Here is a 1,431-nt window from a genome sequence, read left to right as displayed (position 1 = left end):
TTCGGCGACGGCGGCGGCGATCGCCTCGTCGAGGCGGTCGGGGTCGACGGGTATCTGCCGCAGGTGGCAGGGAGGTGCCGGGTCGAGGATCTTCTGGTGGGGGCGGCCGCCGGGAGCGGGGAAGACGGTGCGCAGGCTCTCGTGGCGGGCGACCACGTCGTCGAGGGCCGCGCGCAGGGCGTCGACGTCGAGGGCGCCGGTGATCCGCAGGCCGAGCGGGATGTGGTAGGTGGAGCTGGGCCCTTCCATCTGGTTGATGAACCACAGACGGCTCTGGGCGAATGACAGGGGTGTCTCGCCGGTGCGGGGCACGGGTCGAAGGGGCGTGCGTCCACCGGGTCCAGTCGTGTCCAGCGCGGCGGCCAGCCCCGCCGGGGTGGGGTGCTGGAACAGGGACCGGATCGGCAGGTCGGTGCCGAGGGTGGAGCGGACCCGGTTGATGAGCCGGGTGCCGAGCAGGGAGTGGCCGCCCAGGTCGAAGAAGTTGTCGGTGGGGCCGACGGCGGGCAGGCCGAGCACGTCCGCGAAGAGCGAGCACATGATCTCTTCCTGCGGGGTGCGCGCCGCACGACCGGTGCGCGGGCCGGTCTCGGGGTCGGGCAGGGCGCGGCGGTCGAGTTTGCCGTTGCTGGTGCGCGGCAGCGCGTCGAGCGCGGTGAGGGTGGCGGGCACCATGTGCTCCGGCAGCCGGCCGCGCAGGTAGGGGCGCAGGACGCCGGCGAGGGCCGGGGTGGCGTGAGCGCGCAGCGGGTCGTTGGTGAGGCCTGCCGAGAGCGGACCGCGGCCGGCGGGAGCGGGCGGGCACAGGTCGGCGAAGAGGGGCGCCGGGCCTGCCGAGGCCGGGGTGAACACCGCGTCGAACGTTCCGTCCGGGCCATGTCCCGACCGGCTCAGCGCCAGGTGGTGGCCGTGGCGGGCGGCCAGCGCCTCCAGCTCCGTGGGGTCGGGCAGGCCGGGGGCGCGGGGCGCGTCGAGGCGGGCGTGGGCCTCGTCGGGTGAGGCACCCTGCGCGAGCGCGTCCCGGGCGGCGCGTTCGCCGGCCAGACGGGCGTCCGGCACACCGGTCACGCGCAGCCCGTCGGGGTGGGCCGTGCGGTCGGTGAGCTGCGCGGCGAGCTGGTCGGTGGTGGCGAGGTCGCGGCCCCAGGCGAGGCCGGGCAGGTCGGCCGCGCGGGGCGTGCCGGCGTCGCGGGTGTGCAGGACGACGTCGTAGCGGTGGCGGCTGAGTTCGTTGTGGTGGACGGCGCTCTTCACGCGCACGTCGACGGCGTCGAGGGCGGGGACGGACTGCGGCAGGGCGGCGAAGAAGGCCGGGTCGAAGAGGAGTTCGTTCTCCTGGGCGATGCTCCGTTCGACTGCCGCGGTGACGCCGGCGGTGTCCGCCGCGCCTTCGCCACGCATGGAGCGGTGCAGTTCGACGGCGGTGCGCAG

General features: G+C 75.7%; 1 protein-coding gene. It reads right to left on the bottom strand.

The window, feature by feature from the left end; all coding sequences use genetic code 11:
• On the bottom strand, positions 1–1,431 hold a 1,431-nt coding region (locus tag KWI83_RS39720), incomplete at both ends, for a phosphopantetheine-binding protein (protein WP_256363391.1).

Origin of the sequence: Streptomyces sp. TRM70350, from assembly GCF_019219825.1 — a bacterium.
Taxonomy (GTDB): Bacteria; Actinomycetota; Actinomycetes; order Streptomycetales; family Streptomycetaceae; genus Streptomyces.
Note: the sequence above shows the minus strand (reverse complement) of the source record. Positions and strands in the feature narration are given on the sequence as shown.